The sequence below is a fragment of the Clostridium senegalense JC122 genome, assembly GCF_000285575.1.
Classification (GTDB): domain Bacteria; phylum Bacillota; class Clostridia; order Clostridiales; family Clostridiaceae; genus Clostridium_J; species Clostridium_J senegalense.
In genome coordinates this window covers 322,699-325,163 of record NZ_HE611051.1, presented here as the reverse complement: position 1 = coordinate 325,163, position 2,465 = coordinate 322,699, and the positions used below count along the sequence as shown (strand labels likewise).

Here is a 2,465-nt window from a genome sequence, read left to right as displayed (position 1 = left end):
GTATCAACTCAAACTCTTAGATATTATGATAAAATAGGACTTTTTAAGCCACAACACATAGATGAAGAGAATCAATATAGATATTATGATGTAGAACAATTTCCAATGTTAGATTCTATATTATTTTTTAAGAAATTAGGAGTTTCTTTAGAAGAGATTAAAGCATATTTTCATGATAGAGACCTAAATAAAATGGTAGATTTATTAAAGGAACATGAAAAAATTTTAAAAAAGAAATAAATATTTTAAATAGGCATTTAAAAAATGTTAGAGAAAAATTAATATAGTTGAATATTATAGAGATAATAATAATTTATACACATGTTCTTTTAGAGAAATTGAGTCGAGAAAAGTTGTATCATACAATTTGAAAAACGGTGGGAATAGTGTGAATTTTGAATATGGATTGAAAGAATTATACAAAAAAGTTAAATATGACAATTATATTTTTAATAGTAGAATTTGCTCAATAATATCTAAAGAAAACATATTAAATGGAAATTATAAGTATTTAGATGCAGTAGGACTATTAGTTGAAAATGCCAATATCAAAGAAGACTATATTAAAGTTTAAAAAAAGGTACATATGCTACTATTACATATACTGGCGATGATGAGGAAAAGTATTTTAATAAGTTAATGAAATTCATAAAAGATAATAATTACAACATAAATGGCGATGGAGTAATGATAACAATAATAGATATAACTTTTTCAGATTACAGTGATGAATACATAAAAGAAATGCAAATACCAGTTGAATTTAATAATATTTAAAAAAATAGCTAAAAGTGAATTTATTTGATTGCTTTTAGCTATTTTTTTGTGAAAATATTAAATTCAGAATAGGGATAATTATGCGACAAAAGAATAAAATAAAAGCCCACAATTCTTTCGAAAAAAATATCTTGACATTATAGTCGCTATAACCTTTACAATACCTCTTGGCGCATAAATAAAGTGTTCTAAAGCAATTTTAGATGCATGTTTAGATATATTAATTTAATTAGAGGAGGAATTGTTATGGGGAAAAGAGTAGATTTATTAAAAGACGATGTAAAGAAAATATTTATAAAATATTTAATCCCAAGCATTGCAGGAATGATAGGATTATCTTTAAATATTTTATTCGATACAATATTTGTAGGAAGAGGGGTAGGAAGTAATGGGCTTGCTGCATTAAATATAGTAATACCTATATTTAACGTTTTTTCAGCAATGGCTTTGTTATTAGGAATAGGTGGAGCGACAGCAGTTTCAGTATCTATGGGTAAAAAAGAATATGATAGGGTAAATAGAATATTTACTGTAGCTATATTAGTTAATATTTTAATAGGATCAATAATAACTGTTTTATCTGTATTATTTATAAATAAGTTATGCTATGGCTTAGGTGCAACTGAAGAAATTTTTTCAATGGTAAAAAGTTATCTAGGGGTAATTGTTTGGTTTAGTTGGGCATTTTTAATGGCTAATACTTTGGCAATTTTTGTTCGTAATGATAAAAGTCCTAAACTTGCAATGTGGAGTATGCTTGCAGGTAATATGGCTAATGTAATATTTGATTATATATTTATATTTATTTTAGGATGGGGAATGAAGGGTGCAGCAATAGCGACTACAATGTCTCCGGTAGTAACGATAGCACTTTTAAGTACTCATTTTATAAGAGGAAATAATACATTAAAAGTTACTGTTGATAATTTAAAAATAGATATAGAAATTTTAAAAAGAATATTTAAAAATGGTTTTCCAAGTTTTATAATGGAAATGTCAAATGGATTAATAATATTTGCATTTAATATGGTTATAGGTAATTTAATAGGTTCAATTGGTGTATCTTCATATAGTATAATTGCAAATATATCGCTTATATGTGTAGCTATATTTAATGGTATAGCTCAAGCTATTCAACCAATAATAAGTATAAATTATGGAGCTCAACAATATGATAGGGCTAAAAAAGCTTTGAAATTAGGTGTGATAACAGCATTTTCTTTTGGAATAGTTTTCTATGGAATAGGATTTTTATTTCCAGAGTTAATAGTAGGGCTATTTAGTAGAGGAAATGAGAAGCTTACAGCGATAACAGTTAATGGAATTGGTATTTATTTTGTAGCATTTTTATTTATGGGATCAAACATATCTATGGTTTCATATTTTCAATCAATAGAAAGTTCTAAATCATCTACATTAGTTTCAATGTGTAGAGGTATTGTATTTGTATTGATTTCATTGTTAGTATTACCAAAAGTTTTTGGAATAAATGGAGTTTGGGCAACTATACCAATATCAGAATTAGCTAGTATTGCAATTGCAATAATGTGTGTAAAAAAGACATATATGGAAGTTGAAAAAGAAAGTAGTTATAGCTTAAATTAATAGTAGTAAATATAAAATAAATAACTAGCCAGTTATAGGCTAGTTATTTTTTCTTTATTAATTTTTTTCTTTTTAATGGTCTT

Annotated in this window: 4 protein-coding genes; all 4 read left to right on the top strand. The window is 25.6% G+C overall.

What is annotated here, in order from left to right:
• The coding region (locus tag CSGHG_RS09710; RefSeq protein ID WP_010294514.1) for a MerR family transcriptional regulator at positions 1-240 on the top strand (240 nt) is incomplete at its 5' end.
• 148 nt (positions 241-388) lie between these two features.
• Positions 389-574, top strand: coding sequence for a hypothetical protein (locus CSGHG_RS09705; RefSeq protein ID WP_010294512.1), 186 nt, complete (start codon positions 389-391; stop codon positions 572-574).
• Positions 575-639: 65 nt separating this feature from the next.
• Positions 640-777, top strand: a complete 138-nt coding sequence (locus CSGHG_RS23180; protein WP_010294509.1) for a hypothetical protein — start codon at positions 640-642, stop codon at positions 775-777.
• Positions 778-1,023: 246 nt separating this feature from the next.
• Positions 1,024-2,382 (top strand): MATE family efflux transporter, encoded by a 1,359-nt coding sequence (locus CSGHG_RS09695; RefSeq protein ID WP_010294507.1) that lies wholly within the window; start codon positions 1,024-1,026, stop codon positions 2,380-2,382.
• Positions 2,383-2,465 lie beyond the last annotated feature (83 nt).